This window comes from Methanogenium marinum (genome assembly GCF_028912405.1).
GTDB lineage: Archaea > Halobacteriota > Methanomicrobia > Methanomicrobiales > Methanomicrobiaceae > Methanogenium > Methanogenium marinum.
The window spans coordinates 1-26,445 of record NZ_JAKELO010000002.1 but is presented as its reverse complement, the minus strand read 5'-3'; the positions used below and the strand labels follow the sequence as shown (position 1 = coordinate 26,445).

Sequence of the window (26,445 nt, the reverse complement as noted above, 5' to 3'; positions counted from 1 at the left end):
TCTGCTATTATCACCTCAAATAATAAGATGAATATTCCAACATCTGGTGAGATTCGGGAAAAACGTCTCAAAGCAGGTATGACACAGTCAGATGTTGCATCCCAGGCAGGTTTTTCACAATCAATGATTGCGCGGATAGAGGCAGGGACTGTTGATCCCCGCGCAAGCACACTCCGTCGGATTGTTGCCGTTCTGAATGAATCAGAGACATCACGGCCGTCTGCCGGCGATATTATGACAAGTCCTGTTATCAGCATCTCTTCTGAAGAAACCATTGAAAATACCGTGGATATGATGGAAAAATATGGCATATCACAGGTCCCGGTCATAAAAAACGGTGTTCCTATCGGATGTGTATCAGAATCGGCAATAATCGGAGCCATGGAAAACGGAACGATTCAGCATTCGATGAAAAACACGATAATTGACATCATGGAAGAAGGATTTCCTACCGTTCCACCGTCTGAAAAAATAGAACCGATTGTCCACAGTCTCCAGAACCATCATGCCGTACTGGTGATGAATAAGGGAAAAGTGGTTGGTGTTATAACCAAACACGACTGCATACGACACTTCTCCTAAATTTTTGATATAAGATCGCGAAGAACTGCCTCAGGATCCGCTGCTTTTACAACACCTGATGCAAGGAGCACACCATCGGTGCCAAGGTCCAGCGCTGTTCTGACACATTCTCCGGTACTGATTCCGGCACCTGTCAGCACTTTTACCCCCGCATTCACAGAATGAACTGCCTCGACAGATTTTTCAATAATTCCCGGATCTGCTTTTGATACAGAAATTCCGCTCCCAATAAGTTCAGGGGGTTCAATGGCAATATAATCCGGTTCAAAAAATGTTGCCGCACCACTTGTGGCAACATTGTTCGTACAGATAACCGTTTCAAGACCCGCATTGCGCGCCGAGCGGTGTGCGGCCTCAATATCTGCAAGGGTAAGGCGGCGTTCAGAATGGTTTATCAGCGTCCCTGTGGCACCTGCTGCTTTCAATGCATCTGCAACAATATGTCCGGTGTGCGCCCCCGGCGTTACACCGTCAACATGCTGGGCAAAAACGGGCAGGGAATAATGAACATGGAATGGATGAATGTCCATATACCCGGGCGCAATACCGATTCTGACATCATTCTCATGCGCTATTTTTTCTGCAACCTGTGCAATTTTCTGTGCATTATACCCAAATCCTTCTGCATAGGATTTCAGATTTATGAGAATGAATGGAGCAGCCATATTTTTTTACCCTGAGTATTATCTTCCCTGTTTTTTAATCCGTATAACATCTCCAAGCGTTGTTGTCATTGCAGATGATCCGGATATTTTCACACTACTATCAACAGATTCAATCAGTTGAATCTCCAGGACTTTCTCTATTTTCTTCAGAACCTGGTCTTCCGCTATAAATCCGGTTTCTATTTTTTTGATGAGATTTTCCTTTTCCTTAATATCCTGCGCGAGATCTTTCTGTGTCCACCCTTTCGCCATTCTGGCTTCACGGATGAGAACATTGAAATCATCGACAATATCTCCTCCCATCAGATCAAAAACATCGCGGGGTCTCTTGGTCTGTGGTTTTCTGGAACCAACCTTCGGTTTTGCTCCCGGAACTCTGGCACCGGGTGGTTTCTTAATTTCTGTACCAAGTTTAGCACATTTCGGGCACACCCACATCTTAGCACCACCAATCTGAACGAGAATTGGTTCGCCACTGATAGAGGTACCGCAAACTTCACAGTCGGACATTTCAAATCGTAAAGAAATTTATAGTCATATGAACAGATATACCTAATTGAGGTTTCTAATGGGGGATTACTCTACGTCAAATTCGGAAATCGGTGATGAAGACCTGAAAGAGTATCTTCTGAACCGAATTGCAGCACTTGAATCGAAAAATATGCAGTTCAAAGAGCAGGTACGGCAGCTCGATATTGAAAAGAAGAATGTAGAGAACCAAAAAATCCGTTACGAACGTGAAATCAGAAAACTGAAAAGTGAAGTTGAGAAACTAAGAAGCCCCCCTCTTGTTATCGGCACCATTTCTGATATCATTGACGACCAGCGCGTAATAGTGCAGAGTAGTGCCGGTCCGCGTTTTATGGTGCGGGTATCTAATTTTGTCAGACCTGAAGATCTGAAGCCCGGACTGAGATGCACGATGAATCAGCAGTCACTCACAGTTGTTGAAATTATGCCGGAAGCATTTGACAGCCAGATTTATGGTATGGAAATCGTTGATTCTCCGGAAGAAACATATGATGATATTGGTGGTCTTGAAGAACAGATCCGTGAGATAAAAGAAGCCGTAGAACTGCCGCTGATACGGCCGGACCTGTTCGCGGCTGTTGGAATTCTTCCTCCGAAAGGAGTGCTTCTGTATGGCCCGCCGGGAACAGGAAAAACCCTTCTCGCCCGTGCGGTGGCCCATGAAACCCAGGCACATTTTCTCCGGGTTGTAGGATCAGAGCTGGTGCAGAAGTATATCGGGGAGGGCGCACGTCTTGTCCGGGAAATGTTTGAACTGGCAAAGAAGAACACCCCGTCAATAATTTTTATTGATGAAATTGATGCGATTGGTGCGATGCGCAGCGAAAGCACCACGTCCGGTGATCGGGAAGTGCAGCGGACGTTAATGCAGCTTCTTGCTGATATGGACGGGTTTGAGAACAGAGGGGATGTGAAAATCGTAGCTGCCACAAACCGTATTGATATTCTGGACCATGCACTTCTGCGGCCCGGGCGTTTTGACCGTATCATTGAGATACCATTACCCAACTGCGAAGGACGCCGGTCGATTATGGAGATACATTCTGCAAATATGGCTCTCGACATTACCGTTGACCTTCAGGAAGTTGCTGAACTGACAGAAGGAAAGAATGGTTCTGAACTTCGCGCAATCTGCACAGAGGCAGGAATGTTTGCCATTCGTACGGAGCGAACAATGATATGCCAGACAGATTTTATCAAGGCAATTGACAAAGTGACCCTTGACCTGACCCATCACCCCAAGTGCAACCCATATGACAGTGCAATGTTTGCCTGAGTATAAAAATAAAATAAAAATAAATTACATTTTTTTCAGTTCTTCTTCCAGACAGCGTGCACGAAACGTTGTATCCATTCCTGATGCAAATTCAGTGACTTCATTTATTGGCGATTCAGGTGTTACCGCCATCCGGTCAAGAACGGTATGATATTTGATACCATAGAGTATTTCCCAGTCCCAGATGTCGTGAACAGACTCTTCACGTTCATAAATAATGCCTGCATAGGCAGGAGTGCAGATTATTCTGTTTGAGAGAAGACAGAGTGGTTGTGACACATACCGCTGGATATACCACTTTATTTCTGAAATGATGGAGAGTGCACTTCCCAGTGTTGACACTTCCATACATACTCCCCAGTCAGTTTTTTTTGGGTGATAAAAACGGAGTACTTCACGACTGGTCTCAGACGCCAAAAGAATGGAATGAAGGTCGGTTCCTTCCTTTTGTATGAGTAAAACCTTCATAACCTAAAGGAACATGATGTCCGGTTTCTGGGTTTTGTCCTTGACCTTACGCATGGCTGCTTCAAAATCAGACCACGTGATTGCATCTGCATCACGCCTGACTGCCATCATTCCGGCTTCACGGCATATTGCTTCAAGTTCTGCACCAGTACTGTTGTCTGTTTCTGCTGCAATTTTATCAAGGGGAACACCCCGAAGCTGCATCTTTGACGAATGAATCTTCAGAATCTGGAGGCGGGCAGCAGTGTCTGGAAGAGGAACCATCACTACCCGGTCAAACCGTCCCGGGCGTAAGAGTGCAGGGTCCAGCATATCTACCCGGTTTGTTGCTCCCATTATTCTGACATCACCCCTGTTGTCAAATCCGTCCATCTCTGCCAGGAGCTGCATCAGGGTCCGCTGCACTTCTGCACTTCCGGACGTCCCGTCATGCATCCGCATGGTCCCGATTGCATCAATTTCATCAATAAAGACGATAGACGGGGCTCGTTCCCGTGCCATAGTAAAGAGCTCACGCACCATCTGGGCACCTTCTCCGATAAATTTGTGCACCAGTTCACTGCCTGACATCCGGATGAAAGTAGCATTTGCCTGATGGGCAACCGCTTTTGCAATCAGGGTCTTTCCGGTACCTGGTGGCCCGTAAAGGAGGATTCCTTTAGGTGGTTCCACACCAATTTTGCGGAATACCTCTGGCTTTGTCAAAGGATATTCAACGGCTTCCCTGACTTCCTCAATCTCTTCTCTGAGTCCACCGATTCTTTCGAATGTTGTATCCGGAGACTCTATGAGTTCCATAACACGCACGCGCGAATCAACGGAATTCGCAACAATACGCACAATTGAAAGAGCATTGTTAACGGCAACTTTCATGCCGGGTTTCAGTTCTGTTTCCAGATTTCCGGAGCTTCCGGTAATATATTCCTGGTTATTTCCCTGCTGACGAAGATACACTTCCCCCGAATCCAGAATATCAATGACGGATGCTACAAAGAGCGGCGTCCGTTTCAGCTGATTATTTTCCTTTTTTAACTGTTCATTTTCTTTTTTATAATTTGCAATTTCTTTTGAATGTATTTCGATATTCTCCTGGAGACTCTCAATGATCTCCTCATATTCCTGACTGGTCAGGCTGGTCAGATTTCGTTCGGTATTGGTATTGTCGATGATGCTCTCATCCATGTCATATTTATCTTTGTTCTCACCACATTTATGTAGTATGTCCATTACAATTCAGGCACGTGGTATTTCAGCAGGTATAGGAACCGGTGCCGTTCTTGTCAGCAGTGAACCGATATCTTTTCTTTCAGGAGTCAACCCGGACACTGGTGTTGTAATTGAATCCGGCCACCCCCTGGAAGGGCAGTCAATAGCAGGAAAAGTGCTTGCCTTCCCCTATGGGAAAGGATCTACCGTTGGTTCCTATGTCATTTATGCACTGATGCGAAACAACATGGCACCTTCTGCAATAATCAATACTGAAGCCGAACCCATCATCGCTGTCGGGGCAATACTCGCAGAAATCCCGATGGTTGACCGTCCTGATACACCGATAGGAGATCTTATAGATGGTGTATCAGCATCCATTGACGGAAGTTTGGGTACGATAATAATCAATGATGAGTGATCCCAGGTATCAGCGTGTATTACCATATCTTGTTAAATGACGTCTGCAATCTGAATTGCAGATACTGTAAAGGACGGATATTTCCTGAAATCGATACAGACTGCTGGGACCCAAACCCCCGACAGGTTCAGTCAGATATTACCTACAGTCATATGAATTTATGCAGGTTCATACGCCAGGATTCAGATCCGGGACTCATATTTTATGGGGGTGAACCGCTTCTTTCCATCGAGACCATTCAGTCAATTATGCAGGCGCTATCCGGAGAATGCCGTTTTTTGATCCATACAAACGGCACTCTGCTTGACCGGGTGCCGAAAGATGTTCTGATGCATCTTGAGACAATTATCGTTTCAATAGATGGCCGAAGGGAAACGCATGACAATAACCGGGGAAGAGGTACATATCAGACGATTGTTGACAACTGTGAAAAAATTCGGAATATGAATATACCCGCTGATTTCATCGGCAGAATGACAGTGACAGAAGATACTGATATTTACCGGGATGTCACGCATCTTGCGTTTGAAACCAATGGACTGTTTCCATCTGTTCACTGGCAACTGGATGCGAATTTCTCTGCAGACTACTGTCATGATTCCTATAGCGCATGGGTGAAAAATTCATACATTCCCGGACTCTTCAGGCTGATGGACAGGTGGGTAACCCATATGGAAGAGACAGGTGAGGTGTTGAGATGGTATCCGTTCGTCGATACCATGCAGGATGCACTCAATGGCATCCGCCCATCTGTTCTCAGGTGTGGTTCAGGGTTTGCCAATTATTCCATTACGCCGGATGGTATGGTTGCTCCCTGTCCATGCATGATAGGTATGAAAGAGTATTACTGCGGCGACATCAGGAAAGATCGTCCTCAGACAGTGCGAAAAGTAGTATACAGTGGAAAATGCTCTGATTGTGATCTCTTTGATTTCTGTGGGGGAAGATGCCTGTATTCCCAGGTGATGGGTCTCTGGCCGGATGATGGATGTGCTGATATTTACCATACGGTAAAAGCACTCTCTGAAGCTGTGTGCGAGGCGTTGCCACGCGTAAAAGAATGTATCCGGAACAATACGGTATCTCTGGATCAGTTTAATCATCCCAAATTTAATGGCTGTGAAATAATTCCCTGAGGAAATCTGTCTGATGAACGTAAACTGGCGGTCCATATCATGGGCAAAGAACTCATTTGCTGCACTCAGCGCAGCATGTGAATGTTCCGGCATTACCCTGAACGAAGTCGATGAACCAAAAGATGATATCACCTGTTATAGCCTTAATTCAGTAAATGAATCTCATTTTAGAGATGAGATTGCAGAGGCTGAATGTATTACCATCGTGGGCGGCCCGCACCCTACTGCCTGCTATAACGATGTCAGCAAATATGCAGATTACGTGGTGATTGGGGAAGGAGAATATACTCTTCCTGCCCTCATCAGGATGATTGAATCCGGTAGCCACACCCTCCCCGCCGGGGTGGCTACAAAGGACCAGGTCGTGATGCCAAATCATTGCGTGCTTCTTTCCTCCTATCCACCATTTACGTCGGTAAAAGGATATGTTGAAATCACCCGTGGATGTCCGTTCGGGTGTGGATACTGTCAGACACCACGCCTATTTGGCAGGCATATGCGCCACCGCAGAATCGATGATATTGAACGTGCCACCCGGATTTTCCGCGATGTACGATTTGTCACACCGAATGCTCTAGCCTATGGATCGGATGGCATTCATCTGCGCCTTGACAAAGTTGAAAAATTGTTTCAGTCACTCACCGGAAGGAGAATTTTTTTCGGAACTTTTCCCAGTGAAGTGAGGCCGGAGTGCATATCTGACGCATCACTGAATCTGATTGAAAACTATTGTGCAAACAGAAAAGTCCATTTTGGTGCGCAGTCCGGCAGTAATCATGTATTACAGATCCTGAGACGCGGCCATACTGCAGAGGATGTGATGAAGGCATATGACCTCTGCAGAGACCATGGTATTACGCCGATTGTTGATTATATTGTGGGCCTTCCCGATGAATCAGATGAGGAACAGCGGCTTTCGGTGAAACAGATGAAAGAGATAACCCGCGGCGGTATTGTGCATGTCCATCATTTCACCCCGCTTCCGGGAACTCCCCTTGCAGGTAGGGCAGCCCGGTCCGTTCTTCCTGATGTGCAGCGTGAACTGGGAAGAATGGCCCAAAGTGGAAAGGCAACGGGTTCATGGATTGATGCTGAGGTAAGGTTTTTTAAGGAAGATGAAGACCAGTTACCATGACAAAAATACTTCTTCTGACCGATATCCACGGAAAGTATGACACCATTTCCGATTTCATGGAATGTGATCCGGATATTGTTATCATTGCCGGAGATATTACTGACTGTGGCGATCCACAGGAAGCGAATGAGGTACTCAGACAGATTGATGTGCCGTGTTTTGCCATTCCCGGCAATTGTGATCTGCCGGAGATTCTGAATGTTATTGAATATTCTGATGCCGTAAACCTTCACGGGACCTCTCTTGAGATAGGGAACACAACCTTTACCGGTGTTGGCGGTTCAAATCCCACACCCTTTAACACACCATTTGAACTCTCTGAAGAAGAACTGTGTGAACTCTTAGAGAAGGCAAAAAAGAGGGGCCGGCAAAACGTTCATAATGTCCTTATCTGTCATGCACCGCCATACTGCACACTGGATGATATTGGCGGAACACATGTCGGGTGTAAGTGTTTCCGGGATAATCTGTCCGACTTTGATCTCGTCTGCTGTGGCCATATTCATGACCATACCGGGGCTGTTGACATCGAAGGTACGCTGGTTGTAAACCCCGGCCCTGCCTCAGAAGGGAAATACGCTGTAATTACCCTGGGGGATGAACCAAAAGAGATTGAAGTGGAATTACTCACTCTTTAGACACGTTTTGTGATAATAACAGTTCAAGATACGATACCGGGATGTGTTCCCCGGAAATATTCAGCTCTTTTTTAACGAATTCAATGTGTTTTTGTGCTGCGGAGATATCATCGTCAGTCAGGACTTCAATTTCAACGTACGTGCCCAGCCCTTCAACCTGGTCCAAAGCAATGGTTGTATCACCGTATCGGTATTCATTTCGGTCTTTTGTGACGTGTGCACTAACAAAAAAGCCGATTGCGGTAAACAGTGAAAGGGCATCCTGTGCGGATTCTACAGAAAGGGTGATCTCTCTTCGTGCCTTTGACCCACTCGCCTCTGTTTTGGGGCCTTTATACGTAATCTCAATGCCGGATTTTGTCTCACGCATACGAAGTGCTTCATCTGTGTGGGCATAATCACAGTGTGGTGCATTCAGGTAGGTATCCTGCTGAGATGAACCGCCGAGATATTCTGCTCCCAGAGAGCGCAGTCGTTCTGCGATTTCGGGGAGATTGGATACCGCAATTTTGGTTTCAACTTCAATTACAGAGCTCATTATTTTAAGTAGGCACGCCGTATAAATATAGACAGGTGAAAGTAATGGCAGTTACTGAAGGAAGTTTTATTAAACTCAGATTTACCGGCTTATCAGATGGTATCGTATTCGACACTACCGAAGAAGCCAAAGCAAGAGAAGCAGATATTTTCAATGAGAAGAAAGAATACGAACCAATTATTGTGCGCCTTGGCGGTATGCACATCATTCCCGGCCTCGATGAGGCATTAGTCGGGAAAGAAGTTGGCGAAAAAGGCACCGTTGAAATTCCTCCGGAGAAGGCATATGGCCCCCGTGATGATTCACTGATGAAGTCTGCCCCCATCAAAAATTTTGGTGAAAAACCTCAGGTTGGTATGAGAATATCATCCGACGGTCAGGAAGGTGTCGTTGCCAGTGTTGTTGGAAAGCGTGCTGTCGTCGATTTTAACCACGTACTTGCCGGAAAAACACTTACCTACGAATATGAGATCGAAGCAATTGTAGAAGATCCCAAAGATCAGGTACAGGGTCTGATTAATCTCTATTCAGGGAAAGACATGGATCTTGAACTCACCGACGGCGTTCTCACCATCCTTCTCCCTCCGGGAATCAATTATGACAAGAGATGGGGAATGGCTCGCGGCATCCTTATCCACCAGGTCTTTGAATTCATCGAGGGTATTGATGAGGTCGTTTTGAAAGAATCATACAAACGCCCTGTTGCACCTGCAGAAATTGAAGAAATTGAAGCAGCAGATGAATCTTCAGAATCAGATGTTATTTCTGAACCTGAAGAATCATCCGAAGAATAATTTTTTTTATTGTATGGGAAAACGCAGGATTGCGGCTATTCCCCCAATTGCATCCAGTTGTTTTCCGGGTTCAAAATCTGAAGAGAATACGGTTATTTTTGCACGCATTGTGTCAGCAGTTTCAAGAAGACAGTTGATGGATTCATCACTCATTTTCGTGTCAACAACAAGAATGTCTGATACTGCACCATACGCGACTGCTGTGGTAACTTCATCAAAACCATATGCAGCAGGACCTGTTCCTGACATCCTCTTCAACAGTTCTTCCATCAGGTTTACTTCTCTTCCCAGCTGAAGGTCCTGTGTTATCCGTTCCAGTACCCCCTGTCCAATCACTTCCTGCACAGCGCCCTGTCCCGATCTGCGTGTATCGGCAGTCATCATGCGGCCAGCCAGATCAGCATCCGTTCTCCGGAGAAAACTGAGAAAATCATCTTTTACAAAACCGGGCCCTGCAATAACAATCGATCCGGTGACCGTGGTGAGTGAATGATAAATTTCTTCAAAAAACGCATGTCTCGCATCCACACCTTCGCGTTTTCCACTTCCGGCGGTCATTTTCATAACATATTCCGGCCCGTACTGGCGGATGCGAAAAATCTGCGCTTCCCCTTCTTCGATGGCAATAATATGTACGATTCCGGAGGTGGATGCAGTAACTGCCCTTTCAATTCGTTCCTGTTCAACCGATGTCCATCGTTTTATGATAGAGACTTCCCTTCCTGGTTCAAGGTTGATGGTATGGTAAAAACCTACGTCAGGGCCCTGTTCAATCACTCCGGACAGTCTCAGCCTGACCGTATCCGGGTGGAATTCCGTCTTCTCCACCCGGAGTCCCAGCCGTACCGGTTTTTTTTCGGTTTTCTCCGGCCGTGTTTTGTCAGTCTGTGAATCAAGGCTCCTGAATGTATCCGCAAAAATAAGATCGCCGGATCTTATAAGGTGTTTGATATGCCAGATATCATCAATTGATTCAGGAAACAACCGTATTTCACCGCTTGAATCCTTCAGGCCATCACATTCTGCTTTCATAACTCTTCAGTAATATCAGATCCACCCGGCGGAACAAATGCAGCAATACTCTCAGAATTCAGGACATTTTTCATTGATTTCCATTCATCTCCATATTTATCCCGGAGAATTCTGAGTATTTTTTTGGCAACATCATTTGGCTCATACTGCCCCGGACGAAGAATGACGTAATGTTCGGCTCTGCTTTTCACCGCATCAATAGGTCCGCCTATTACACCCAGTTCAGGTGTTACTTGCAGTCCGATGGCAACACCAAGGCCCACATGTCGTGTGTATGTCCGTTCGCCTCTGACAATAAACGAACCGCGTGATACATATTCTCCGGTTTCCGGCGTCTTACTTACCTGATTGGGTGACGCTGCGTATACATCAGCTGTCAGATTGCCATTTTTCCAGGCATTTGAATATGATACCGCAAACTGGGCAACTTCGTCATTCTTCTCGGTATTTCCTTTGACGATGATGACACTGCCACCATGCACATCAGCATGGACAAAGGTGTCGCCTCCCTGAAGATACTTTTTTACGACTTCTTCGTTTGTACCGGCATCTTTCCCGCCCACCATCAGTACTCCGTCAGATGTATAGCACCAGCGGAACCGGTGATACCATTTCTTCTTTCGCAGAGATATCACGGTTTTTTGCTTTTTGGGCGTGATTACCATGCGTTCCATCGCTGCAAATGCGCCGGTTCTCTTCCTCTTGAATTTTTTAGCCAGTTCGTAATACCGTTCGGCGTTGGCTTCAAGACTATCCTGTACAAAGAGTTTAACAACGGTTCCTTCAATATCAAGGTCAATTGCACTTTCAGCTGGGAATATACTCTTTATGGCAGACGCTGACTCACTCTTGCTCTCTTTCAGGATTTTAGTAATATCCTGCCAGGATGTAGTAGCACTGGCAGTCTTTAGCGTTGAAAGAATTTCCTGCACAAATGTATAATGCGAATAGATAGCATCGACAATGACTCCATATCGCTCAATCTTCTTTTCAAACGAAGTAATAGCATCCAGCTGCCGTTTCCGGATATTCTCTTCCCGGGTAAGTTTTGGTTTTGGCGGCGTAACCAGTTCTTTCCCGCGGGGATAATACTGGTCAAGCGCCTCATAAAATGTTGTGAATGACTCAACCGCTGTTTCATTTCCCAGAAGGAAGGGCCAACATCCTGATTTTGTGATACAGGGGCTGCGTTCTTCTTCTGTTTTCTTCAGAATTGACACATATGCTGCAAACAGTTTGTCTGCAGGTGCACTAACAGCCGGTTCAGACCTGCTGACACCAGCAATTCTGCATGCCTCTTCTGCAAATTTTCCCCCCATGAGAAACTGCGTGGCAAGCGTCCTGACGGTATCAGCATCTGATGCCTGAAGAATGGTGGTAAATTCTTCAACAGATGCCGTTGCAGTATGTGTTGCAAGGGTGTATGCCTCATCTGCAAAAATACTGCGATCTTTGAACCGGTGTTTTCTCAGCGGCTGAATGATGGTATACTCCCCGTCTGTCAGGATGATATTACCTTCATCAAAGAGTTCAACAAGCAGGTGAAACCGTTTTTCACTCTTTCCGATTTCAATATCAATTACCCGCTCTATTCCTGGCTGAGAGATAGCAAGCACTCTGCCGCCATTGCAGTATTTTCGCAGAAACATTGAATATCCGGATGGATTTGGTGTTGCTGCAGGGAGGGTTGAGGTAAAATGTACTCGTTTTCCTGTTTCAATAATAAGGGAAAATTTTTGCTTATTTTCTCCATTCAGACGGATTCCAAACATTCCCGTATCATATTGGTAGGTTTTTCCGACCCACAAAGGGAGAAAACCCTGGGCTTCCGACACCATGGCATGAATATCAAGCCCACTCATTCCCTTTAAATTCGCCATAATATACCAAATTACATATTGTCCTAAGACAAAATTATAATGACTGGTGTCTGGATGACTGAAGAAAATGTTTCCAACGGAACTGAGGCAAGAATTGTCAAGTCCGGAGAACAAAAGAGAAAAGAGCATAATGAGCGGATTATCCGTACGGGTATTGCGAGCATTATGGGTATTATCGCTGGAATTCTCTCATATACCCTTGTTCAGAGTGATAATCAGGGTGTCATAGGACTTCTTATTCTCCTTGGTGCAATGGTATTTCAGAAACATATCTTCATGCTCATGAAGATGGATGTGTCCGGATTAGGCGGAAAAGACTGGTTTTACCAGAGTTTCATGGCATTTGCGTTCTGGTTTATTACCTGGACAATTCTCCTTACAATACAATAATTTTGTGATATACTATGCGAATTGCTGTTGTTCATCGTGATCGGTGCCACCCGATAAAGTGTGGCAAAGAATGTATTTTGTACTGTCCGCGTGTCCGTACCGGTGATGAAACGATTATTATCGGAGAGGAAGGAAAAGCGGTTATCTCAGAAGAGCTCTGTGTAGGATGCGGTATCTGCATTAAAAAATGCCCGTTCGGTGCACTTGATATTGTTACCCTGCCCGAAGAACTGGATAACCCGACACATCGCTATGGGACAAACGGGTTTGCACTCTATGGACTTCCCAGCCCGGTTGAAGGGAAAGTAACCGGAATTCTTGGAGCCAATGGTATCGGGAAAAGTACGGCGGTTAAAATTCTCTGCGGGCAGATTGTCCCAAATCTGGGGAAGCCGGGAGACGACGCCAACTGGGAAGGGATATTAAAACAATATACCGGAACAGAACTCTATGAATACCTTCAGCAGGTCTCAAAATCATTGATAAAGCCGTCGCTGAAACCGCAGTATATTGATTATATTCCGAAGGTTTTTCAGGGAACGGTGTCTGAACTTCTGAAATCAACAGATGAACGGGGAGTGCTGGATTATTATATCAGTGAACTTTGCCTTGAATCCATTCTTGACCGTCCGATTGGAAAGGTGAGTGGTGGTGAACTGCAGCGTATTGCCATTGCCGCCTGTCTCTCACGTGATGCAGACTTTTATTTCCTTGATGAAATCACACCATTTCTTGATATCTACCAGCGGATGGTCGCTGCAAAACTTATCCGGGAACTGGCAGAGACACGCCCGGTGGTCATTGTAGAGCATGACCTCGCCATTCTTGATATGCTTGCAGATACCGTGCATGTAGCATACGGAAAACCAAGTGTTTTTGGTATCATCACCCGGCCAAAAGGGGTGAGGATTGGTATCAATCAGTATCTGGAAGGATTTTTACCGGAAGAAAATGTACGTTTCAGGGATTATGCTGTCACCTTTGAAAAGCGGTTCCACAAGCGGGATGTCGTCCGCCCGACACTCATTGAATTTCCGGTGATGGAGAAGAAGTATGGTGATTCATTTTCCCTCACCATCTCTGCCGGGAAAATTCAGGCAGGAGAGGTGCTGGGTCTTGTCGGTGCAAATGGTATAGGTAAAAGTACATTTGCAAAGATTCTTGCAGGTGTTGAAAAACCTGACAGTGGCGAGATGGATAAAAAAATTAAAATTGCATACAAACCGCAGTATGTAAAAGCCGATTCATCGGTCTCAGTGGAATTCCTTCTGAGGCAGGCGTCCCGTTCATTTGATTCCTCATATTACCAGCATGAAATCATTGAACCTCTGTCAATTACCCCCCTTCTCCAGTCATCTGTGGACCAGTTGAGTGGTGGTGAACTGCAGCGTGTTTCGATAGCAATTTGTCTTTCACAGGATGCTGACCTCTATATTCTTGATGAGCCAAGTGCTCACCTGGATGTTGAACAGAGGGTGAAACTGGCACGGGTTCTTCGCCGGCATGCAGAAGGGAATGAAGCAGGAATCATTGTAATCGACCATGATATTTATCTTATTGATATGATCAGTGAGCGAATGCTTGTCTTTGACGGAACTCCCGGTGTCACAGGTTCTGCATATGGCCCCTATGATATGAAAGATGGTATGAATCATTTCCTGAAAGGACTGGGAATAACGTTCAGGAGAGATCAGTCCGGACGTCCACGAATAAATAAACCTGAATCATACCTTGACAGAGAACAGCGGGCGAAGGGCGAATACTATTATGCGGACGTTTCAAATTCGTAGGGATTTATCGTTTTTAATGTGAATAGTATAATTAAAAGGTGATTTATGGCACAGGATGAAAAACTCGGAGATGCAATCCGGTATGAAAAAATTGAAAACCTGCGGCAGGATCTCTATTCATATATTGATAATAATTCCGAAAAAATCACCATAAATCTCCCTGTTTTTTTTGCTCATATCGTATCCGCACTGGACAATGGATTTCCGGATATTGATAGTTCAAAGTATGATGAATTTATTGACAGTATTGCATACCGGGTAATGACAAAGGGCAGTCAGAAAGATTCAAAGCAAAATATTGAGCGAATAATGAAGACTGCCATTCGTTCAAAACGTTCTTCCGGAAAGGCTTCTCTCAGAATTCTCGGTGGCTTGCAGCTTCTCTCATCAGGGTATTTCCAGGACGCAATTACCTATTTTGCCGATTATTGGAAGCATGATGCAAGAATTGGATTTTATATTGCATATTGTTACTATTCCATATCTAAATCCAAAAAAGGAGATGAAAAATCAGAATTATCTCGGCAGAATAAGGAGACTGAACTTGCAGCACGGGAACAGTTACTGGAAATGGTGCGGGTTACTCCTCCTCTCTATCGCCTGAAACCACTGGACATATGCGATGATGAAAATGTTGATAATGCATTTTGGTTTATGATAAAAATGACTCACTGGTGGTTCCCAAATGAAAGATGGTTCATCCAAGTCGGGTTAGAAAAGGCAAAAAAGGATAAAAATGAGGCAAAACGGGTTGAACTTCTCAATATTGCAACCGTTAAATTCTATAATGATCTTGATTTTCTCCGGGAATCGTTTAATTTCAGGCTTGAACAGGGTGACGGAGTTGGGGCAAACGGGATTGTAAAACAGATGATGCAGCAATATCCTGACAGTATTGAACCAATATACTATGGCCTGAAACTTTCTCTTATTGCAACAGGGAAGACATCATATACTCAATATCGTTCAATGGCAGCAGGGAAAGGAATGCCTGTTTACCTGATACAGATACTGGACTGGGCATTTTATGTTCTAAAAGAACAGGAAAAGGAATCAGTTGCACAGTTTCGGGAATTATCACGCAGATTTAACTCATTGTCCTATTTTTTCATCCCGTTAGACTATATCGTTCAGGATATATTTTCAGATGATAAAGAAAAATCAAAACGAGCCCATATGATATTCATGGACTCTATTGATCTGTATGCAAAAAAAGTCATGAAGATTCACACCTAGATTATCATATCTTTTGGCTCTTCGCTAATTGGTGTGGGTGAATATCCGGGAAATTCTCTTTGGTCATGAACGGTAACACACCTTTCGTATTCACACCATTTACCAAAAAACACAGAAATACGGGGGGAGTAAAATTCTTTTTGACAGGCACATACTCCTTAATAGTCCCTGTATGATTTCAGATTTGGATGAAACACATCCCATTAATGTCATATTATCTGAACAAAAACAACAAGCAGGTGGGATACTTGCCTATCCCACCTGCAACCTATCTCATCTGGTGGGGTGGGTCATGCAGGGAGGGGGCACCCCTCCCTTGCTTTTCGATTTGGTTAATTGAATACCCACAGAAAACGACGAAGAGCCTACCTTTTTTTTGTGTGAAAAAAAAGTCCCAAACCGGTGTGAAACAGGATGCCTGTGCATCTCATATCAGACATCTTTCCTGAATCATTCAGTATAATGAACCGGTACCTGGATGGGTTCTGACGATTCTGACGAATATGAATTGTCCGAAATATATTCATCCACTATTGAAACCGGTATTTTTTCGGGTATATCATCCATCTGATAGTATCCTGCTTCTCCTTTGGTAATAAACCACCATCGTCCTTTTGAGTCAGAGAAGACTTTCGTTACTTCATCATTGGAAATACCATCGATATTTCGGGTGATATGGACGATAACTTCACCATTATAATATCCATAAAGACCGTTATTTGTACCAATAACAAATATCCCGTTCTCTGTTACAGCAACATCATTGATCCGGGAAACGCCATACCCAAGGGCTGCATAGTTCGCAATGGGAACAATACCACCTGATTCTGAATAATACTGAATCGTATTTTCGTTGAAAATAATTACCCCACCAAATGGATAATCTACAACGTTAGTCATTTTTCCTGACTCTTCCTCATTGATGGAAATTTGGACAAATCGTAGTCCCTCTTCATCAGATATCCCTTTCCAGATACCATTGAGACGAGTTGTTATTATACAATTTCCTGTAGCATGGTCCTTTGCCATAGAGGTGATATAATAGGCACCAGGGCCATTTTCCGTAAATGGACGGATCCATTCCCATTTCCCATCAGAATAAACATTTAACCCGGAATTACCGTTTGCAATCCAGATATTATCGTTATCACGGAGAATATCATGTATAGGCATTGTGGAAAAAATTTCGTTTGTGCCAACTTTGGTAAATGTTATTCCATCATATTGTTGCACTCCTGCGGAAAAACCAAGCCAGAGTACATTATTTTCATCATACTCTATTGTCTGAATATAATTGTCCTGTAGTCCGGTTTCATATTCCCATGGTTCTGCCTGAATTGTTGCCCATCCTGAATCAAAAAGAGAGAGACCATTTGTGGTTGCAAAGGTAATCATGCCATCATGGCTCTCACTGATATCCATAACATCAAGCGAAGAAATTGATCCATTATCCGGTATATAGGTAACGATAGTTCCGGATACCGGAACAATGATGAAAAAGAAAATTATAAAAAAAATTAAAGCTCGTAACATTTTCCATCTGCTCTTCGAACGGTAATTTTTCCTCCGTCTTCCGGAAAAAAATTCACCGATCTCCCGGATGTTCCACCGATATCTTCGGATTCAATAGGAATACGCAATTCAATAAGATGCTCCCTTAATGCACATACATTTCGTTTCCCAATATCGAGATTTCCTTTAAATTGCTGAAACATACTTGCTCCCCCAACCAGATACGCAGATAAACTCCTGCGTGATGAACCACGTTTTTCCATTTCCAAAACAAGAAGAGGCACTGCAGTATCAGCAAATTTTCCCGGCCGTTCGCTTTTGCCATTACTGTCAGGCAACATCACATGCACCAGTCCGCCTGTTTTTAGTTTTCTGTCATACAAAATGAATGCGACACAAGATCCAAGTCCAATCGATGAAATTTTTGTAATTCCGGTTTTATACTCTCCAATTCCAACGTTTTCCCCCCTTGAACCAGTTTCATTTTTTTTATCCATTGAGAAGTTCCGCCCCTATATCTCTGGGTTTATAAGATTATTAAGAAGTCTCAGAATCTGTACGAGAGTCTGTTCTTCAGGAAGCATAATAATTGTACTTTTGATATCATTATTTACGGATTTAAGTTCAGTTGAGAAGAGAATAAACTCGTTTATATCTCCTGACGTCACCTGCGCAAGAATATTTTCAAAGGCAGCAAGGGCCATATCAATTGTTACCATAGGTGGTGATGGCAACATGACAACGCCAAGAAGTTCTGCTGTTGCATCAAGGAAATGGGAGATCATAATATTGCCAATTTCTGTGATTGCACTCTCATCCATTTCATTGAATTCCCTGTCTTCATCGGTTGAACCAAGCATTGTGTTGGTAAGCCTGATAGCCGACATTCTTGGGACATGACAGACAATATAACCGGCAGGCTGTATTTCTCCCTGTATTTCAAAGACAACCATGGCTGATATTTCTTCACCGAAGTATTCACTGACCTGAGAAATATCGATAACAGAAACCTCTGGCACGGTCATTTCAATTTCACACATTAACATCTGGGAAAGAGATGTCGCTGCATGTGAGGCACCAATATTTCCCATTTCTTTTAGCATATCCAGTTGTTGTTCATTTAAATCCATTTTCAGCCTCCTTATATCATTGAATTCACATCGAGAATGGGAACTACGTCACCATCGCCGGGAATCGTGACACCACTAACTCCCTTACATTTTCCAATTACGTTACTTAATGGTTTGACAACAACTTCCTGTTGGCCATCCACCACATCAACCGGGATACAACATTTTGTGCCTTTATACTGTATGACAACAACAATATCCCCGTTGCTTTCTCCACGAAACATTTCATTTAAATGATGAATCTGGAGGACTTCACCCCTGAACGGAATGGCTTCACTCTTTCCAATCCGGGTAATTGCAGTACGGTCAATTCTTGCAACTTCAACAACTGCAGCAATGGGAATTGCACACCGAAGACCATTAATCCGAACCATCATCACTTCAATAATTGCCATTGTAGGCGGAAGAATCAGCTTAAATGTTGATCCTTTGCCTTCTTCACTTTCTACGTTAATTGTTCCTTTTAACGATTCAATGGCACCTTTCACTACATCCAGTCCAACACCTCTCCCACTGATGTCAGTAATTTCGTCTGCGGTGGAGAAACCTGCCATAAAAAGAAGATCTACTATTTCATCTCTGGTCAGATTGTTTGACTGTTCAACGGTAATAAGACCCTTTTCGATAGCTTTTGTAAGAATTACCTGTGATGAAATACCGCCGCCATCATCTTTCAGCTGAATAACAACATTTCCCTGCTCTCTCCATGCAGAAAGGACAACAGTCCCTTTGGGATTTTTCCCTGCCATTATTCGTTTTTCAGGTCTCTCGATACCATGGTTTACGGCATTTCGAATCAGATGGAGCAGAGGATCTCCCAGCCCGTCTATAACGCTTCTGTCCAGTTCGGTTTCCGCTCCCGTCATGATGAATTCAACTTCTTTTCCATCATGCATTGCAACATCTCTTACAACACGGGGAAACCGGTTAAATATCTGGCTGAGGGGAATCATCCGAATATTCATCATGAGGTTTTGCAAATCAGAGACAGAGCGACTGACCATATTAAGCGCTTCATCCATCTCCTTGCTACTGTATTGGTGGGCAATCTGACGGAGTCTTCCTCCGGTAATAACAAGGTCTTCTACAAGATTCATCATCTGGTCAAGGCGGTGAATCTCTACTCTGATATTTTGCACTTCTTTCTTTTTGGATTTTTTGGGTGTTTTTTCCGGACTTTTTATTGCATCATCTTCTGATTCTGTTATATTTGAAACAGGTTTTGTTTCAACTTTTACGTCATTTTCTTCAGTAAAAGGTTCAACCAGAACATGTTGAATGTCAACACCTGACGCTGCATCATGTAAAGCTTCTGATCCGGCATCAGAGTGAAGGATGACTGTCAATAATCCGGAAAATTTCCCCTCATCAAGGTCCTGAAAAGATGGTTTAGATGAAATAATCTGTCCGATATCAGCCAGATTCTGATATGCAATCAGTGCCCGTACATCTCCCAGATCACTCCCTTCTGAAACAGTAATAATTACTTTAAAGAGATTATTGGTAGTATTCAGAGTACCATCTGTGGATGCCTGTTCCTCAAATTCCTCTTCCTGTAGCAGTGAAAATGGTCGAATTGTGATATCAGTTACTTCCGAGACGCTTGCTGCATTCCGAATGGTGTCTTCATCTGAATCGGTAAGAATATACAGACTCATCGTGCCGCTGAAACCTGAGTTTGATGATTCCAGTTTCTCAGGGGTAGGATTGCAACTGACAATATCTCCAATTTCTTTTAGATTTGCAAGAGCAAGCAGTGCACGGATATCCTTCATCTGACTGGTTTCATCAATGGAGAGGGAAATATGGTGTGAATATTTTTCCTGTTGTTCCGGACACTCCATATTGATTTGAGCAACCGGCCCTGGTTTATTTCCGGACACTGCATTTTCTTCTGATATGAGTGATTTTAGTTTACCTTCCAATTCCCGTGAATTGAAAGTTGAACTGTCCCCACCCAATTCAATATCGTCAAGCATCTCTTCAATTCTGTCCGTACAGGCAAGGAGTATATCAATAAGGTCTTTATCGACACTGCGTTCACCACTTCGAATCAGATGAAGAACATCTTCCATGGAATGGCAAAGAGTCTCCATCTCATCAAATCCCATGGATGCTGACATCCCTTTCAGAGTATGGGCAGCCCGGAATATCTCATCAATTGCTGTATCATCCGATCCATTTTCAAGAATTAAGAGGTTATTTACAATATTCTCGTGGTTTTCGATGGATTCAGCAACAAAAAGCTTCCGGTATGTGTCATCTTCAGGCATAATTTATTCCTTATTTGCGATATATTTCATTATTTCACGGGCTATTCTGTTAAGTGGAACAACCTTATCAATACAATCTCGCTTTAATGCAGACCTGACCATACCATAGACAAGACAGTCTTCTTCCCGAACTGCAATGTTAGTGCCTCCTGCATTTTTTATTGCCAGTGCTCCCTCTCCTGCATCATTTCCCATTCCACTGACGATAACAGAAAAACAGTTCTTTCCAAACACCTTTGCAGCAGAAGAAAAGGTAATATCAACAGCAGGACGGACAGCATGCACAGGAGCTGATTTCGTCAGTGTTATATGCCCACCCTGGCGGCCCGTTTTATCTATAGATCGTGAAATTACCGTGTGATACCCTCCTTTTGAGAGATATACGTGGCCATTGTTGAGGATATCGCCACTTTCTGTTTCTTTAACCGGCATGGGACATATTCTGTTTAGCCGTTCTGCAAGGGCCGCCGTGAATCCTTCCGGCATATGCTGGGTAATTACAAATGCAGCATTTTGATCCCCTAAGAGATTCGAAAAAATCAGATCCAGCATTGGGGGCCCTCCTGCAGACGAACCAATAACAATTATTTTTTTAGCAGGAGTATTTGTTTTAGGGGCACATTTTTGTGGTTCTGATATACTTAAAAGCTGTTTTAACTTTGTCGTTAATTCATTTTCAATACCCCGCATCTTTGAGATATTACGGGGTTTCAGCATGAAATCGTCAGCACCCAGACGCAAAGCCTTGTATGTCAGTTCAGCATCACGTGACGTCAGTGTACTTAATACCAGAATTTTCGGTCTGTATGATAGATGTTTTATTTGCTCAAGTGTTTCAATTCCATCCATCTGAGGCATCTGGATATCAAGCGTTATTACATCTGGCTTAAGCTCTTCAATCATCGGGAGCGCTTCGACACCATTGCATGCGGTTCCGATAACGTCTATTTCCGGAGCACGGTTAAGTAAATCTGATAAAACAGTCCGGATAAATACTGAGTCATCGACAATGAGAACCCTAAGCATAATGACAGTTTTACGATTTTAATACGTTATTTATCTCTTCTATAACCTTAGGTGCCTGGAATGGTTTTACAATATATCCTTTGGCACCCGTTTTGATAGCAAGCTTTACCATCTGTTCCTGTCCGACAGCAGTGCACATAATCACTCTTGCTTTCGGGTTAATTGCCATAATTTCTTTTAATGCCTCAATCCCATTTTTTTTCGGCATTACAATATCCATTGTAACAAGATCGGGCTGAAGTGACGAATATTTCTCAACTGCATCCTCTCCATCCTCAGCTTCACCCACAATATCATGATTTCCTGAGAACAGGATATTTTTTAGAAGTGTTCTCATAAAGAGAGTATCATCAACGACCAGAATCCTTCCCATATGTAATCAAATACGTTTTTGTTACATATGTAATAAATGTACTGAATTATGTATTTAGACAGAATCTCTGCCAATAAAAAAAAATGAGGAAAATAATATTTAAACCAGGACAATAATTATAATGTTGGTGGTTTGACTGCTTCTGTCACAAACCTGACGCCTTTTGTTGTCAGTTTTACTTCACGGCGTGTCTGGACTACTTCTACCAGTCCAAGTCCCAGCATTCTGTCATATATTGCTTCTATATCACGCGGGGATTTTTCAAGCATTCCTTCAATAGAATGCGTATCCATTCCACTGTAAACCAACATGGCCACCTGACTGGAAAGAGGGTCCAGTTCTCCTTCCAACGAAATTCCTTTGGTGGCATCAGTTAGATAATTATAGAGAACCTTAAGGGTTGTTGGAGGACAAAGGACAAAGCTTGTGGAAACATCTCCTGTTTCAACATGATCAATCTTTACCACTTCTTTTTCCGTTCCCTGCACCTCTCTTTGTGTCTGTTCAATTGCTGCAACATCAGCTACGGGGATGCAAATCTGATGATTTTGGCTTACAAACCAAATGCCGGTTTTAAGAACGGTAATAGCCCCTTTTTCCCATTCTGCATCATTTACCATAACTCCGCCCCTGATAGCAGGAGACATAAAATATGCCCTGAGGCGATATCCGGAACACCCCATCAGAATTACGCGTTTTAATATGACCAGTGCTTTGGGAACAGTCGCAATTCGATAAATATTTTCTTCAACAGAAATGGTGATAATATTTTTTTTCTGCTGGACATCATCGATTGATTTGATAAGGATTGTTGTATTTATTGGTTCAGGCAGATTGATGGTAGTTTCATCCACTCCAATTTTGGCTGATATCCATTTTCCTTCTGCTTCAAATTTAACTGGAATTGTCTTCATTATTCAGATTCCTCATCCTGACCGTTTGTTTTTCCGGATTTTCCTCCCATTGCATGAAGAACGAGTTCAAGTTCTTCAACCAGATCCTTTGATTCGACATGAACATCTTTCAGTTCACGGACGAGACTTGTCTGAGGTGCCTTTTTTGTTGTTTTAATATCTGATTTCAGAACACTCAAAATGTCATCATATTCATTTTTTCCTGAAAATGACATTGATTCATTCATTTCAGAATTACTGAAACCCGAACCATCAGACAGATTATCATTTCCAGTGTTTTGATCGATTTCATTTTTTGTGCTATCGATATCTGGTGAAGGGATGAAGTCATCCGGAAGAATATCGGCATCATTTATTTCTTCTTCTTCAATGATAATCTCATCTGTTTCAAGAGAGAAATCATCTGTTTCTAGTTCTTCCAGATTGATGGCATCAAAACCCGAAAACTCATCCTCATCCTGATTCAGTTTTTCAAACTCAGTGATGTTACTGAGTTCGTCCAGTGAATCATTCAGAGTAGCTTTAGAAGTTTTCTGATTCTCATTGGGGGTTTCTGGCAGATGAATAAATGATTCTTCATCAAGTCCGTCTTCAATACCCTGTACGAAAAATTCATCTGAGTTAAATAACCCTTCTTCTTCAGGGTTTTCTTTATTATCAGTATCTTTTGATTGAGATGCAGAGGAACCAGTACCATCAGGATATACGGGTGAAAAATCCTCATCTTCATCGAATGCATTTTCAGAAAGAAGGATAGAATTTATTTCATCATCCATATTCAGGGTGCCAGAATCATCTTTCTCTTCTGATTGGGATTCAATGGAATTACCTCCATCAAAATCGAACAAAGTCTCCTCACCTTCAATATCAAGAGAATCCAGACTCGCAAAATCCTCATCATCAAAGAGATCCATATCATCTGACAATTCATCCGGATCATCAGGTAAAGCTAATTCCGGCTGATTGTCTGCACTATCCTGAGGAGATAAAACCGGTTCGTCGATTGTTGTTTTCAGGAGGGAATCTATTTTATCTGAATGGTTTTTGTCACGTGATTTATGTATTGATGTTTTGAATGAACCAATGGCTGCGCTCAGACCTGCCGAAAATCCATTTTTCTCGCTTTTTTTAGATTTTTCTGTTTTTGATTTTTCTGTTTTTGATTTTTCTGTTTTATCGGTATTTTGTTCATTCTTATGAAATCGAGATAATATATTTCCGGTCTTATGTGTTTTTTTATCTTTTTTTGAATCTGGTTTTTTAGATTTTTGTTTTTTATCTTCTGATTTTGTGCTGTCCTTCTTATGCCTGATATTTTTTATTGAAGGTATCTTCAGATTGCTCAATCGCTTAAAATCTTCTTTTTTGAGCAACCCGATACCCATTGCCATAATGACACCAAAGGCAAGCGTTGCAGACAGGGTGATTATAATTGAGGCATTAAAAAATATTAGAATTGTTCCAATAGTAACAATGCCAATTACCATTACAACACGACGGATAAATTCATTCATGGTACTCCTCCAAATGTCGGAATCTGAAATAGCATATCAACAATAAACGGCGTCACAATAAAGACAAGCCCCGTAAGGGTGAACATTATACTTCCAAATGCGTAATACAGATAATTTGCTCCACCTTTTACAATTTTTCCTGCAATAATATTTGAGAGAGTAATTATTAATAAAACAATTGCTATATATGTCCCCATTTGATCTTCAGGAAAATTAACAAAGATATTCACCATACCAGTCATTGTCCCTCCAACTGATGTAACAGAATCACTCATAGCTGCACTTGCTGCATCAAATGAAGCCATCACATCAGTTACTGCATGTGACATGGAAATCAGGATACGGAAGAGGAACATAAATATTCCAATCATTGCTACATGCATTGGTATAAGAAGAACAATAAATCCTGTCGACAACATCTCCCTTTTTTCACGCAGCAATGTCTGTTCAAGCATGGATGAACTGACAATCCGTGCAATCTCTGAAGGACTGCCACCGAGTTTAATTGAATCACGGAAAATATTCAGGTATTTGGAAATGAGATTACTACCACATTCATCGACAAACCGGTTCCATACAAGATTTTCATCCAGACCAAGATTCAACTTTGAATAAGCAGCTTTTATAGGCTCTGATAGATTTACCAGCGTTTTCGTGTCTATCTCAGCAAGGGCGTAGCCAACAGTGAGCCCTTTGCCACCCATAATCGTTCCAAGACTTCTGATAAATACAGAGAAGTCATTATCACGCTCGATGATATTTGTGTCATCAATAAATCCAAATATTCCCAAGGGAACAAGGAGGATTCCAATTACCAGAAAAATCAGGCCAGCGTTAAACCCTCCGATGAAAAGAAGAATCGTTGTGATGATTACCGTAGGAACAATAAAACGTTCCATTTTCTGTATCATCCTCTGCTCATAACTTCCCTGCCCAGGAAGTTCATGGCATTTTTGGTCACCAGGAATTGCATGGTACATTGTTCCGATACCAAATATGGAGATACCAATGGTCAGAAGATATGAGGTATTTAGTGTGGAACTTAAATCATCAGGCGCATAAATCGCAATTGAGACCATGATAATGATACTAACAATCGTTGCTGAAAGCATCAGAGCGATGTACGCATCACCCCATTTCTTCACCATCTCAATGCCCTGTTCGAAATGGCTCCGGTAAACACTTCTCACGGTAGAGAGTTCAAGCAGGAGAAATTCATCATCAGGTACCCCTGAACTGATTGAGTTTCCGTACCGCGTAAACATACTGGAGAGCATGGGATTACTTATTCGCTCAGCCACCATCGTAAGAGCTTTGGCATAATTATAGTTCCATCGCTTTACGAATGTTTCGACTTTCCCAATATACTTTGATGTTATGTATTCTTTTCGTGTTGCTGTGAATGCGAAAATTTCCGGCCGTGATACATCAGCAGTGATGATTGAGGCCATATAGGTGACCATAAAAAGAATGTCTGAACCCATTCGTTTGTTTTCAGAAATCCTGGTGAAAAAAGCCCTAAATTTAATCCCGGTATCTTCAAAAGGTAATTTGCCTCCGGATTTATCACGGATGTTTTCCGCCAGTGACTCAAACATGGTGTCAGATCTCAATTTTCAAAAGACCCTGCTTTTTGATCTTCGTCATCATATGATAAAGATCCCAGAATCCTGTATATCCTGCTTTATGAAGCCGTTCTAATATGCGAGCCCTTTTATCTATTTCCAGATATATCTCCCCTCTTCGTTCTTCAGGGAGACCAAGAAGCGTGGCAACTTTATTTTCCAGAAGAAAACTGCTTCCTTTTCCCGGGAAATCAAACGTATCGGTAACAGGATTCCAGATAAACATTGCAACAAACGAAAAACCACCTGTTTCAGGGTCATACCCAACAAGTTCATTGACAGAGATCATTCTGCGCACCATGTCACCATTTGGTCTCCGTACTGCACTCTGAATTATTACGATATTCAGGTTATCAACGT

General features: G+C 42.9%; 26 protein-coding genes and 1 pseudogene. 10 read left to right on the top strand and 17 right to left on the bottom strand.

Annotation, left to right across the window (positions count from 1 at the left end; all coding sequences use genetic code 11):
- Positions 1-27 precede the first annotated feature (27 nt).
- Positions 28-582, top strand: a complete 555-nt coding sequence (locus L0665_RS00500) for a CBS domain-containing protein (protein WP_274923772.1) — start codon at positions 28-30, stop codon at positions 580-582.
- On the opposite strand, the gene tpiA is transcribed toward L0665_RS00500, so the two are convergent.
- Both tpiA and L0665_RS00490 read right to left on the bottom strand, forming a co-directional pair.
- Entirely contained in the window at positions 579-1,247 is a 669-nt protein-coding gene (gene tpiA / locus L0665_RS00495; RefSeq protein ID WP_274923771.1) for a triose-phosphate isomerase, read from the bottom strand. The genes L0665_RS00500 and tpiA overlap by 4 nt on opposite strands.
- Before the next feature lie 18 nt (positions 1,248-1,265).
- Positions 1,266-1,757 (bottom strand): multiprotein bridging factor aMBF1, encoded by a 492-nt coding sequence (locus tag L0665_RS00490; RefSeq protein WP_274923770.1) that lies wholly within the window; start codon positions 1,755-1,757, stop codon positions 1,266-1,268.
- 58 nt (positions 1,758-1,815) lie between these two features.
- On the opposite strand from L0665_RS00490, the gene L0665_RS00485 reads away from it, so the two are divergent.
- Positions 1,816-3,054, top strand: coding sequence for a proteasome-activating nucleotidase (locus L0665_RS00485; RefSeq protein WP_274923769.1), 1,239 nt, complete (start codon positions 1,816-1,818; stop codon positions 3,052-3,054).
- A 24-nt stretch (positions 3,055-3,078) separates the two neighbouring features.
- Here L0665_RS00485 and L0665_RS00480 read toward each other — a convergent pair whose 3' ends face one another.
- Positions 3,079-3,522 (bottom strand): DUF5804 family protein, encoded by a 444-nt coding sequence (locus L0665_RS00480; RefSeq protein WP_274923768.1) that lies wholly within the window; start codon positions 3,520-3,522, stop codon positions 3,079-3,081.
- A 3-nt stretch (positions 3,523-3,525) separates the two neighbouring features.
- Positions 3,526-4,704, bottom strand: coding sequence for a proteasome-activating nucleotidase (locus L0665_RS00475; RefSeq protein ID WP_274925690.1), 1,179 nt, complete (start codon positions 4,702-4,704; stop codon positions 3,526-3,528).
- A 37-nt stretch (positions 4,705-4,741) separates the two neighbouring features.
- Here L0665_RS00475 and L0665_RS00470 point away from each other — a divergent pair, with 37 nt between their 5' ends.
- The 4 genes from L0665_RS00470 to L0665_RS00455 are packed head-to-tail and all read left to right on the top strand — an operon-like array spanning position 4,742 to position 8,058.
- Positions 4,742-5,149, top strand: a complete 408-nt coding sequence (locus L0665_RS00470) for a DUF126 domain-containing protein (RefSeq protein WP_274923767.1) — start codon at positions 4,742-4,744, stop codon at positions 5,147-5,149.
- Complete coding sequence (locus L0665_RS00465; protein WP_338036405.1) at positions 5,146-6,285, top strand: TIGR04084 family radical SAM/SPASM domain-containing protein; 1,140 nt, start codon at positions 5,146-5,148, stop codon at positions 6,283-6,285. Before L0665_RS00470 ends, L0665_RS00465 begins: the two co-directional genes overlap by 4 nt.
- Positions 6,286-6,298: 13 nt before the next feature.
- The gene (locus L0665_RS00460; RefSeq protein ID WP_274923765.1) at positions 6,299-7,420 is read left to right on the top strand and encodes a TIGR04013 family B12-binding domain/radical SAM domain-containing protein; all 1,122 of its coding nucleotides are present in this window, start codon (positions 6,299-6,301) and stop codon (positions 7,418-7,420) included.
- Positions 7,417-8,058, top strand: a complete 642-nt coding sequence (locus L0665_RS00455) for a metallophosphoesterase family protein (protein WP_274923764.1) — start codon at positions 7,417-7,419, stop codon at positions 8,056-8,058. Before L0665_RS00460 ends, L0665_RS00455 begins: the two co-directional genes overlap by 4 nt.
- Here the strand turns inward: L0665_RS00455 and cyaB are convergent.
- Positions 8,048-8,596 carry a class IV adenylate cyclase gene (gene cyaB, locus L0665_RS00450; protein ID WP_274923763.1) on the bottom strand — a complete coding sequence of 183 codons (549 nt, stop codon included), beginning with the start codon at positions 8,594-8,596 and terminating at the stop codon, positions 8,048-8,050. The genes L0665_RS00455 and cyaB overlap by 11 nt on opposite strands.
- A 44-nt stretch (positions 8,597-8,640) precedes the next feature.
- Between cyaB and L0665_RS00445 the strand changes: the two genes are divergently transcribed.
- The gene (locus L0665_RS00445; RefSeq protein WP_274923762.1) at positions 8,641-9,390 is read left to right on the top strand and encodes an FKBP-type peptidyl-prolyl cis-trans isomerase; all 750 of its coding nucleotides are present in this window, start codon (positions 8,641-8,643) and stop codon (positions 9,388-9,390) included.
- 6 nt (positions 9,391-9,396) lie between these two features.
- Here the strand turns inward: L0665_RS00445 and L0665_RS00440 are convergent, their stop codons facing one another.
- Together L0665_RS00440 and rqcH are read right to left on the bottom strand one after the other, a co-directional pair.
- Positions 9,397-10,422 (bottom strand): mRNA surveillance protein pelota, encoded by a 1,026-nt coding sequence (locus tag L0665_RS00440; RefSeq protein WP_274923761.1) that lies wholly within the window; start codon positions 10,420-10,422, stop codon positions 9,397-9,399.
- Positions 10,419-12,302 (bottom strand): ribosome rescue protein RqcH, encoded by a 1,884-nt coding sequence (gene rqcH / locus L0665_RS00435; protein ID WP_274923760.1) that lies wholly within the window; start codon positions 12,300-12,302, stop codon positions 10,419-10,421. Before rqcH ends, L0665_RS00440 begins: the two co-directional genes overlap by 4 nt.
- A 54-nt stretch (positions 12,303-12,356) precedes the next feature.
- On the opposite strand from rqcH, the gene L0665_RS00430 reads away from it, so the two are divergent.
- The 3 genes from L0665_RS00430 to L0665_RS00420 are packed head-to-tail and all read left to right on the top strand — an operon-like array spanning position 12,357 to position 15,718.
- Positions 12,357-12,692: an EMC6-like membrane protein gene (locus L0665_RS00430; protein WP_274923759.1), complete on the top strand. Its 336-nt coding sequence runs from the start codon at positions 12,357-12,359 to the stop codon at positions 12,690-12,692.
- 14 nt (positions 12,693-12,706) lie between these two features.
- Positions 12,707-14,482: a ribosome biogenesis/translation initiation ATPase RLI gene (locus tag L0665_RS00425; RefSeq protein WP_274923758.1), complete on the top strand. Its 1,776-nt coding sequence runs from the start codon at positions 12,707-12,709 to the stop codon at positions 14,480-14,482.
- Between the two features lie 45 nt (positions 14,483-14,527).
- Positions 14,528-15,718 carry a hypothetical protein gene (locus tag L0665_RS00420; RefSeq protein ID WP_274923757.1) on the top strand — a complete coding sequence of 397 codons (1,191 nt, stop codon included), beginning with the start codon at positions 14,528-14,530 and terminating at the stop codon, positions 15,716-15,718.
- Between the two features lie 450 nt (positions 15,719-16,168).
- Here the strand turns inward: L0665_RS00420 and L0665_RS00415 are convergent, their stop codons facing one another.
- The 10 genes and pseudogenes from L0665_RS00415 to L0665_RS00370 all read right to left on the bottom strand — a co-directional run.
- Positions 16,169-17,140: a ligand-binding sensor domain-containing protein gene (locus tag L0665_RS00415; protein ID WP_274923756.1), complete on the bottom strand. Its 972-nt coding sequence runs from the start codon at positions 17,138-17,140 to the stop codon at positions 16,169-16,171.
- Positions 17,141-17,235: 95 nt separating this feature from the next.
- The gene (locus tag L0665_RS00410) at positions 17,236-17,727 is read right to left on the bottom strand and encodes a chemotaxis protein CheD (RefSeq protein ID WP_274923755.1); all 492 of its coding nucleotides are present in this window, start codon (positions 17,725-17,727) and stop codon (positions 17,236-17,238) included.
- Positions 17,728-17,742: 15 nt separating this feature from the next.
- Positions 17,743-18,360, bottom strand: coding sequence for a chemotaxis protein CheC (locus L0665_RS00405; protein ID WP_274923754.1), 618 nt, complete (start codon positions 18,358-18,360; stop codon positions 17,743-17,745).
- An 11-nt stretch (positions 18,361-18,371) separates the two neighbouring features.
- Positions 18,372-20,633 carry a chemotaxis protein CheA gene (locus L0665_RS00400; protein ID WP_274923753.1) on the bottom strand — a complete coding sequence of 754 codons (2,262 nt, stop codon included), beginning with the start codon at positions 20,631-20,633 and terminating at the stop codon, positions 18,372-18,374.
- Between the two features lie 3 nt (positions 20,634-20,636).
- On the bottom strand, positions 20,637-21,659 hold the full coding sequence (gene cheB, locus L0665_RS00395; RefSeq protein ID WP_274923752.1) for a chemotaxis-specific protein-glutamate methyltransferase CheB: 1,023 nt from the start codon (positions 21,657-21,659) through the stop codon (positions 20,637-20,639).
- Positions 21,660-21,669: 10 nt separating this feature from the next.
- Positions 21,670-22,032 (bottom strand): response regulator, encoded by a 363-nt coding sequence (locus L0665_RS00390; protein WP_274923751.1) that lies wholly within the window; start codon positions 22,030-22,032, stop codon positions 21,670-21,672.
- 116 nt (positions 22,033-22,148) lie between these two features.
- Positions 22,149-22,946 (bottom strand): CheF family chemotaxis protein, encoded by a 798-nt coding sequence (locus L0665_RS00385; RefSeq protein WP_274923750.1) that lies wholly within the window; start codon positions 22,944-22,946, stop codon positions 22,149-22,151.
- Positions 22,946-24,460: a hypothetical protein gene (locus tag L0665_RS00380; protein ID WP_274923749.1), complete on the bottom strand. Its 1,515-nt coding sequence runs from the start codon at positions 24,458-24,460 to the stop codon at positions 22,946-22,948. The genes L0665_RS00385 and L0665_RS00380 overlap by 1 nt, the downstream gene beginning before the upstream one ends.
- A complete protein-coding gene (gene flaJ, locus L0665_RS00375) occupies positions 24,457-26,058 on the bottom strand; it encodes an archaellar assembly protein FlaJ (protein ID WP_274923748.1) in 1,602 nt (533 codons plus the stop codon). Before flaJ ends, L0665_RS00380 begins: the two co-directional genes overlap by 4 nt.
- A 4-nt stretch (positions 26,059-26,062) precedes the next feature.
- Positions 26,063-26,445: pseudogene (locus tag L0665_RS00370) on the bottom strand (type II/IV secretion system ATPase subunit); the annotation flags it as partial.

Bases quoted from the DNA above. Each gene is read 5' to 3' on its own strand.
- cyaB (WP_274923763.1), bottom strand. From the start codon at position 8,596: ATGAGCTCTGTAATTGAAGTTGAAACCAAAATTGCGGTATCCAATCTC.
- L0665_RS00420 (WP_274923757.1), top strand. From the start codon at position 14,528: ATGGCACAGGATGAAAAACTCGGAGATGCAATCCGGTATGAAAAAATT.
- L0665_RS00410 (WP_274923755.1), bottom strand. From the start codon at position 17,727: ATGGATAAAAAAAATGAAACTGGTTCAAGGGGGGAAAACGTTGGAATT.
- L0665_RS00455 (WP_274923764.1), top strand. From the start codon at position 7,417: ATGACAAAAATACTTCTTCTGACCGATATCCACGGAAAGTATGACACC.
- L0665_RS00385 (WP_274923750.1), bottom strand. From the start codon at position 22,946: ATGAAGACAATTCCAGTTAAATTTGAAGCAGAAGGAAAATGGATATCA.
- L0665_RS00445 (WP_274923762.1), top strand. From the start codon at position 8,641: ATGGCAGTTACTGAAGGAAGTTTTATTAAACTCAGATTTACCGGCTTA.
- L0665_RS00430 (WP_274923759.1), top strand. From the start codon at position 12,357: ATGACTGAAGAAAATGTTTCCAACGGAACTGAGGCAAGAATTGTCAAG.
- L0665_RS00400 (WP_274923753.1), bottom strand. From the start codon at position 20,633: ATGCCTGAAGATGACACATACCGGAAGCTTTTTGTTGCTGAATCCATC.
- L0665_RS00500 (WP_274923772.1), top strand. From the start codon at position 28: ATGAATATTCCAACATCTGGTGAGATTCGGGAAAAACGTCTCAAAGCA.
- L0665_RS00480 (WP_274923768.1), bottom strand. From the start codon at position 3,522: ATGAAGGTTTTACTCATACAAAAGGAAGGAACCGACCTTCATTCCATT.
- L0665_RS00425 (WP_274923758.1), top strand. From the start codon at position 12,707: ATGCGAATTGCTGTTGTTCATCGTGATCGGTGCCACCCGATAAAGTGT.
- tpiA (WP_274923771.1), bottom strand. From the start codon at position 1,247: ATGGCTGCTCCATTCATTCTCATAAATCTGAAATCCTATGCAGAAGGA.
- L0665_RS00475 (WP_274925690.1), bottom strand. From the start codon at position 4,704: ATGGATGAGAGCATCATCGACAATACCAATACCGAACGAAATCTGACC.
- cheB (WP_274923752.1), bottom strand. From the start codon at position 21,659: ATGCTTAGGGTTCTCATTGTCGATGACTCAGTATTTATCCGGACTGTT.
- L0665_RS00440 (WP_274923761.1), bottom strand. From the start codon at position 10,422: ATGAAAGCAGAATGTGATGGCCTGAAGGATTCAAGCGGTGAAATACGG.
- L0665_RS00380 (WP_274923749.1), bottom strand. From the start codon at position 24,460: ATGAATGAATTTATCCGTCGTGTTGTAATGGTAATTGGCATTGTTACT.
- L0665_RS00485 (WP_274923769.1), top strand. From the start codon at position 1,816: ATGGGGGATTACTCTACGTCAAATTCGGAAATCGGTGATGAAGACCTG.
- L0665_RS00460 (WP_274923765.1), top strand. From the start codon at position 6,299: ATGAACGTAAACTGGCGGTCCATATCATGGGCAAAGAACTCATTTGCT.
- L0665_RS00415 (WP_274923756.1), bottom strand. From the start codon at position 17,140: ATGGATATCAGTGAGAGCCATGATGGCATGATTACCTTTGCAACCACA.
- rqcH (WP_274923760.1), bottom strand. From the start codon at position 12,302: ATGGCGAATTTAAAGGGAATGAGTGGGCTTGATATTCATGCCATGGTG.
- L0665_RS00390 (WP_274923751.1), bottom strand. From the start codon at position 22,032: ATGGGAAGGATTCTGGTCGTTGATGATACTCTCTTTATGAGAACACTT.
- L0665_RS00490 (WP_274923770.1), bottom strand. From the start codon at position 1,757: ATGTCCGACTGTGAAGTTTGCGGTACCTCTATCAGTGGCGAACCAATT.
- flaJ (WP_274923748.1), bottom strand. From the start codon at position 26,058: ATGTTTGAGTCACTGGCGGAAAACATCCGTGATAAATCCGGAGGCAAA.
- L0665_RS00470 (WP_274923767.1), top strand. From the start codon at position 4,742: ATGTCCATTACAATTCAGGCACGTGGTATTTCAGCAGGTATAGGAACC.
- L0665_RS00405 (WP_274923754.1), bottom strand. From the start codon at position 18,360: ATGGATTTAAATGAACAACAACTGGATATGCTAAAAGAAATGGGAAAT.